Origin of the sequence: uncultured Tepidimonas sp. (genome assembly GCF_938045175.1) — a bacterium.
Lineage (GTDB): Bacteria > Pseudomonadota > Gammaproteobacteria > Burkholderiales > Burkholderiaceae_C > Tepidimonas.
This window is the reverse complement of the sequence record NZ_CALIND010000048.1, coordinates 1-6,906: the sequence shown is the minus strand read 5'-3', so window position 1 is coordinate 6,906 and position 6,906 is coordinate 1. Positions and strand designations below refer to the sequence as shown.

7 protein-coding genes are annotated in these 6,906 nt (G+C 70.4%); 6 read left to right on the top strand and 1 reads right to left on the bottom strand.

The window, feature by feature from the left end:
* From Q0716_RS02515 to coq7, 6 genes are all read left to right on the top strand, one after another.
* The coding region (locus tag Q0716_RS02515; RefSeq protein WP_299019294.1) for an MFS transporter at positions 1–1,057 on the top strand (1,057 nt) is incomplete at its 5' end.
* A gap of 527 nt (positions 1,058–1,584) precedes the next feature.
* The gene (locus Q0716_RS02510) at positions 1,585–2,889 is read left to right on the top strand and encodes a TolC family protein (RefSeq protein WP_299019292.1); all 1,305 of its coding nucleotides are present in this window, start codon (positions 1,585–1,587) and stop codon (positions 2,887–2,889) included.
* A 2-nt stretch (positions 2,890–2,891) separates the two neighbouring features.
* Complete coding sequence (locus tag Q0716_RS02505) at positions 2,892–4,295, top strand: copper oxidase (protein WP_299019290.1); 1,404 nt, start codon at positions 2,892–2,894, stop codon at positions 4,293–4,295.
* Positions 4,279–4,809 (top strand): cupredoxin family protein, encoded by a 531-nt coding sequence (locus Q0716_RS02500; protein WP_299019288.1) that lies wholly within the window; start codon positions 4,279–4,281, stop codon positions 4,807–4,809. The genes Q0716_RS02505 and Q0716_RS02500 overlap by 17 nt, the downstream gene beginning before the upstream one ends.
* Positions 4,806–5,531 carry a DUF411 domain-containing protein gene (locus Q0716_RS10920; RefSeq protein WP_366139710.1) on the top strand — a complete coding sequence of 242 codons (726 nt, stop codon included), beginning with the start codon at positions 4,806–4,808 and terminating at the stop codon, positions 5,529–5,531. Before Q0716_RS02500 ends, Q0716_RS10920 begins: the two co-directional genes overlap by 4 nt.
* Positions 5,532–5,554: 23 nt before the next feature.
* Positions 5,555–6,220 carry a 2-polyprenyl-3-methyl-6-methoxy-1,4-benzoquinone monooxygenase gene (gene coq7 / locus Q0716_RS02485; RefSeq protein WP_299019286.1) on the top strand — a complete coding sequence of 222 codons (666 nt, stop codon included), beginning with the start codon at positions 5,555–5,557 and terminating at the stop codon, positions 6,218–6,220.
* A gap of 26 nt (positions 6,221–6,246) precedes the next feature.
* On the opposite strand, the gene Q0716_RS02480 is transcribed toward coq7, so the two are convergent.
* Positions 6,247–6,699, bottom strand: coding sequence for an OsmC family protein (locus Q0716_RS02480; RefSeq protein ID WP_299019284.1), 453 nt, complete (start codon positions 6,697–6,699; stop codon positions 6,247–6,249).
* Positions 6,700–6,906: the final 207 nt, after the last annotated feature.

The window sequence follows — 6,906 nt, the reverse complement described above, 5'->3', positions numbered from 1 at the left end:
GGGCGTCAGCGTGGGCGCGGCGGGTCAGACGATGACGGTCTACGCGCTGGCCAACGCCATCCTCGCCCCGCTGCTGCTGGCCACCACGGCCCGGTGGCCACGCGCCACGGTGTTGCGACTGGCGCTGGGCCTGTACGCGCTGGGCGCGCTGCTGGGCGCCGTCGCGCCCAACCTGGCCATGCTGATGGCGGGCCGCGTCCTGATGGGAGCGGGCGCCGTGTTCACGCCCGTGGCGGCAGGACTGGCGGTCCAGATGGCCGGCCCGGCCCAGCGCGGGCGAGCGCTGTCGCGCACCTTCCTGGGTATGAGCCTGAGCTACGTGCTGGGCATGCCCTATGGCGCCTGGGTCGGGCTGCAGTGGGGCTGGCGCTGGCCGCTGCTGACCGTGGGCCTGGCCGCGCTGGGAATGGTCTGGGCATTGCAGCGCAACCTCCGCCGCGGCGTGTCCGCCGGTGCGACGCCGCTGGTGGGTGTCGGCGCCCTGCTGCGGCGGCGCGACGTCGTGTCGGCGCTGCTGCTGACGCTGCTGTATTTCACGGGCATTTTCATCGTCACCGCTTACATGGGGCCGGTGCAGCTGGCCTTGAACCCGCTGAGCCCGAACGGACTGAGCGCTCTGCTGGCCGGCATCGGTCTGGCGGGCGTCGCTGGAACGCTCCTGGGGGGATGGGCTGCCGACCAACTGGGCCCGCGGCGCACGATCGCGCTGCTGCTGGGCATCCTGTCGCTGGTCATGGTGGCCGTGCCATGGACGGCCGGCCACCTGGCGTGGACGGCGGCCGTGTTTGCCGTGTGGACGGTGTGCGGCTTCGGGCTCATGACGCCGCAGCAATCCCGCCTGGCAGAGCTGGCCTTCACACAAGCCCCGTTGTTGCTGAGCGTGAATGCCTCCATGGTCTATATCGGCACGGCGCTGGGTTCGGCCATCGGCGGTGCCGCGCTGGCCGTCGTCGGCTTCGAACGCTTGTCCTGGCTGGGCGCACTATTCGTCGCAGCGGCGCTGGCCACGCTCGCGCTGCCGCCCGGCGGACCGCAGCGGCCGCGCCGCGCCGAATGAACTCGTCGCCCCCCGGACATCCGAAAGCCCGCTATCATCGCATTCATGCGGCGATGGATGCTTTGGTGCTTGCTGGTACTGCTGCCCTGGCGCTTGTGGGCGGCGGGCACCATGCCGCTGCAGCCGTGCGCCGCTGACGCGTCGGCCGGGTACGTCGCCGCCAGCATGGCACTGGCGCCAGCGCATGGCCCTTCTCACGCCGATCATGGATCGCTTCACGGCGCCCCTGAGGACGCCTCCGTGCAGCCATCCGCAGGCACACACGCGGGCTGTGACCCGTGGGCAGCTGCAGGCCATGCCGCGTGCGCTGTGTGTGACGTCTGTCACAACCCGCCGCTGGTCCTGTCTCACCCGGCCCGGGCGTCCGACAGCATCAAGCACCACTGGGCGCTGACCCAGGTGCCCCTGCCCCCCACCCTCCTTCCGGCACCGCCGCGCAAGCCCCCGATCGCCTGAACACCGCTGCACCGTCTCGGCCGCCTACGGGCTGCCGTGCGTTCTGAGGTTTTTTCAGGAGATCGACCATCATGCCGTACCCCCCGATGGGCTGGCGCCTGCTGGGCCTGTTGGCCTTGGCTTGGCTGCCGACCGCCCATGCCCAAGTCCACAGCCACCCGGCTCCCAAATCAGACCGGGTGCCCGACACCCCACACACAGCGGCTGCGGCCCCTTTGCCCACTGCTGATCCGGCCGCCGCCTGGCGTGCCGCCAACGACACGGTGGGCGCGTTCCCGCGCGGGCATGCAGACCTGCTGCGCTGGGAACAGGCCCAGGGCTGGACCGGTGCGCCGGCCGACGACGAACCGCCGCGGGATCCGCTGACCCTGGACGCCGCCGTCCAGCATGCCCTGCGCGCCGATGCCGCCTGGCTGCTCATGCCCACCTTCAGCGAGCGCGAGCGGCGCCAGCGCGCCCAAGCCGCCACCCGCGTGGCGCTGGCGGCGCAAACGGCCTGGATCGACGCCGTAGCGGCGCGTGAGCAAAGCCGCCTGGCCGAACGGATGGCCGAGGCGGCCGACATCGGCCACGAGCTGGCTCGGCGCATGCACCAGGTGGGCCACTTCAGCGCCGAGCGCCTGCAGCGCGAGGCGCTGGTGCTAGAGAACGTGCAGGCACGTCTGCAGCAGGCACGCTGGCGCGAGCAACAGGCACTGCTTCGGCTGCGCCAGCGGCTGGGGTTGGCCGACCCACCCACGGCGCTGGCGCAACGCTTGCCCCCGACCTTGCCCGCCCCCCCTGCGCCCCCCGACGAGGGGCAGCGCCCCCAGTTGGCCACCCAACAGCGCGACCACGACCCGGCATGGGAGCAGGTGCAACAAGACGCCGAGCGGACGCGGGCCGCGCTGGCGCCGGCCACCTGGGCGCTCATCGAGCGCGCGCTGGCCGATGCGACCCGCGCTAACCTCGACGCCGCGCTGGCCGACCGCGATCCGCCCACGCGCCGCTGGCCCCACGCGTGGGGAGAAGCGCTGCTCGCCCAGCAAGCGCAAGCGCAGCGGGCGCAACAGCTCGACACCGATCTGGAGCTGGCGCTCGCTGCAGCGCACCACCAGACGCAGCGCTGGCAGCAGACCCAGCAGCGCCTGCTCCCGCTGGCCCAAGCGCTCGAAGACGAAACCCTGCTGCGCGTCAACGGAATGCTGGCCAGCACCTGGGATTTGCTGGCGGCCACGCGCGAGCGCTTGGCCACCCAACAAGCCAGCGTGGCCGCCGCGCGCGATGCCTGGCTGGCCTGGCTGGACTTGCAAGCGGTGCTGGCCGCACTGCCCTACACACCGCGCGCCGACGGCCCCGTCGGTGACGCCGCCACCCCCGCCGCGAAAGGACACTGATCATGCAACGACGTCGTTTTTTCACTCAAGCGCTGGTGGGCACCGCCGCGGTGGCCAGCGCCGCGGTGGGCCGCCACGCGCTGGCGGGTCTGCCCGAGCCCGTCATCCGCACGAGCACGGACACCGCCGCGCCATGGACGCCGCCGGGCGTGACTGGCGCCGGTCGACCCTACCGGCCCGTCGTCACCCTCAACGGCTGGACGCTGCCGTTTCGCATGAAGGACGGGGTCAAGGAGTTCCACCTGGTGGCCGAGCCCGTGGTGCGCGAATTCGCCCCCGGCTTTTCGGTCAACCTGTGGGGCTACAACGGCAGCAGCCCCGGCCCCACGATCGAGGTGGTCGAGGGTGACCGGGTGCGCATCTACGTCACCAACCGGCTGCCCGAGCACACCACCATTCACTGGCACGGACAGCGCCTGCCCAACGGTATGGACGGGGTGGGCGGCCTCAACCAGCCGCAAATTCCGCCGGGCCAGACATTCGTCTACGAATTCGTCGCCCGCCGCCCCGGCACCTTCATGTACCACCCCCATGCCGACGAGATGGTGCAGATGGCCATGGGCATGATGGGCTTTTGGGTCACCCACCCCAAGGGCCGACACCCCTGGATCGCCGACGTCGATCGCGACTACTGCTTCTTGCTCAACGCCTTCGACGTCACGCCCGGAGCGCGCACGCCCAACGTCAACACCATGCTCGACTTCAACATTTGGGCCTGGAACAGCCGCGTCTTCCCCGGCATCGACCCGCTGGTGGCGCGCCTGGGCGAGCGGGTGCGGGTACGCGTCGGCAACCTCACCATGACCAACCACCCCATCCACATCCACGGCATCGAGTTCGAGGTCACCGGCACGGACGGCGGCCCCACGCGGCCCGAATCGCGCTGGCCCGAGGTCACGGTGGACATCGCGGTGGGCCAGATGCGGCAGATCGAATTCATCGCCGACGAGGAAGGCGACTGGGCCATGCATTGCCACAAGAGCCACCATACCATGGGTCCGATGGGGCATGGCGTGCCCACCATGATCGGTGTCGACCACCGCGGGCTGGTGCACCGCCTGCAGCGGCTGGTGCCCGACTACATGGTCATGGGCGAGCGCGGCATGGCCGACATGGGCGAGATGGAAATGCCGCTGCCCGACAACACCGCCCCCATGATGACGGGCCGCGGCCCCTATGGCCCGATCGAGATGGGCGGCATGTTCACCACCCTGAAGGTGCGGCGCGACCTGGCACCCGGCGACTACCGGGACCCGGGCTGGTACCGACAGCCGCCCGGCACCCAAGCCCGGCCCGCTGCCAACGTGGCTGCCCCGGCCGACGCGCGGTCGCCGCAGCCCGCGCCCGCCGCTGCCCCCTACGACGCCCGCAAACCCCAAGGAGCTCACCATGGTCATCACCATTGAACGTCTGGCGGCACTGGCGCTGGCCGCTTGGCTGCCCTTGAACGCCGCCGCCCACGGCCCCCAGGGCCACCACGGCAGCCATGGTGCCCCCGCGCGCGCCGCCATGCTAGCCGAGCAAAAGCCCTGGGGTATCGCTGGCGATCCGGCCCGCGTCAGCCGCACCATCGAGATCCGCATGAGCGACGACATGCGCTTCACCCCCGACCGGCTGACCGTGCGCGAGGGCGAGACGGTGCGGCTGCGCGCGGTCAACCGTGGCCGCGTCCTGCACGAAATCGTCATCGGCACGCCCGAGGAACTCGCCGCCCACGCCGAACTCATGAAAAAACACCCGGGCATGGAACACGACGAACCGTACATGGCACACGTGGCCCCGGGCCAGACGGGCGAGATCGTGTGGCATTTCAACCGCCCCGGTGACTTCGAGTTCGCCTGCCTGATACCGGGCCATTTCGAGGCCGGCATGGTCGGACGTATCCGGGTCGAACCCGCGCAGAAGGGGAACACGCGATGAAACGACGCGACTGTCTCAGACTGAGTGCAGGCTGGATCGCCGCCAGCGCCGCGGGGTTGGCGCTGGCACAAGCGCCCGAAGCCCCGCAGGTGGAGGTGTGGAAAGACCCCAACTGCGGCTGCTGCAACGACTGGATTCGCCACCTGCAAGCGCACGGGTTTCGGGTACGGGCGCACGACGTGGGCAACACCGCCGCACGCCAGCGGCTCGGCATGCCCCAGGCGCTGGGTTCGTGCCACACCGCGCGCGTGGGGGGCTATGTGATCGAGGGCCACGTGCCCGCCAGTGACATCCAACGGCTGTTGCGCGAGCGTCCGGCGGCGCTGGGACTGGCCGTGCCGCGCATGCCGGTCGGCAGCCCCGGCATGGACGGCCCCGAGTACGGTGGCCGCCGCGACCCGTACGATGTATTGCTGGTGCAGCGCGACGGCACTACCCGGGTCTATGCCAGCTACCACCAGACACAGGCGCCGACCGCTGCCACACCGGGGGCGGAGCCCGGTTGGGCCGACGGCGAGGTGCGTCGCCTCGACCCGAGCGCGGGCAAGATCACGCTGCGCCATGGCGAGATCGCCGAGTTGGATATGCCGCCCATGACCATGGTCTTTCAGGTGCGTGACCCGAGTATGCTGCAAGGCCTGCAAGTGGGAATGAAAGTGCGCTTTCGCGCCCAGAAACACCAGGGCGCGTATGTCGTGACCGAGATCAAACCCGCGCCATGACGGTTTGGGCTAGCATGCTTGCCATGACGACCGTGACCGACGCCTTGCTCATCACCGCGGACAACGCGCTGCGTACGCTGCTGGCCCCGCACCACGCGGCACGCCCCACACCGGGTGCCGCGTCGGGGCAACGTAGCGAGGCGGCGCCACTGTCGCCCGAGGAGCGGCGCTTGTCGGGGGCGCTCATGCGCGTCAACCACGTCGGCGAGATCTGCGCCCAGGCACTCTACACCGGCCAGGCGCTGGCCGCGCGCTTGGGACCGGGCGACGCCCGCACGCGCGAGCGCACCGCCCGCCATCTGGAGGCTGCCGCGCAGGACGAAACCGACCACCTGGCGTGGTGTCAGCAGCGGCTGGACGAACTGGGCGACCGCCGCTCGCTGCTGTGCCCGCTGTGGTATGCCGGGGCGCTCGCCATCGGCCTGGGTGCCGGGCTGGCTGGGCGCGGCATCAGCCTGGGCTTCGTGGTGGAGACCGAGCGCCAGGTCGAGGCTCACTTGGACGGCCACCTGGAGCGCCTGCCCGTGCCCGACCAGGCCTCACGCGCCATCGTGGCGCAGATGAAAGCGGACGAAGTCCGCCACGCACGCGAGGCGCAGCAGGCCGGCGGGGTCGAGTTGCCGGCCCCCGTCAAATGGGTCATGCGCGCCGCCGCCAAAGTCATGACCACGGTCGCGCACCGGATCTGACGCCGGCGCTCTGGCACCGCTGCCCGTCAAGCGACGTCGACCACCTCGTAGCTGGTGGTGATGGCGGCCGTTTTGCCCAGCATGATGCTGGCCGAGCAGTATTTTTCGTGACTCAGCGCGATGGCGCGCTCCACCGCAGTGGCCGGCACGCCCTTGCCGTGCACCACGAAGTGCATGTGGATGGCGGTGAACACTTTGGGGTCGGTCTCGGCGCGTTCGGCCTTGAGCTGCACCTGGCAGCCGCGCACGTCGTGGCGGCCCCGGCGCAGGATCAGCACCACGTCATAGGCGGTGCAGCCACCCGTGCCTGCCAGCACCAGCTCCATCGGGCGTGGGGCCAGATTGGCGCCACTGGTCTGCGGCTGGGCGGGGTCGACCGCGCCGTCCATCGCCACCACGTGCCCGCTGCCCGTCGCGGCCACGAAACCCATGTTCGAGCCGGCACCCAGGGCGCCGGTCCAGGTCACCGAGCATTCCATACGACTGTCTCCAGAACGACACGAGCACCGCCTCGTGACGCCAAAAATGTTGCACCGCAATATCAGCCAGCTATAATAGAGGGCGTGGGCGACGCGAAAAGCGCTCAGCCTCCAACGGTTGTCTCCTCTGCCCTCTATGGGTGGTTCCAAGCCCAGGCATCGCGCCTGGGCTTTTTTTTCATCCAGCGCAAGGCTGGCTCCAGCGCT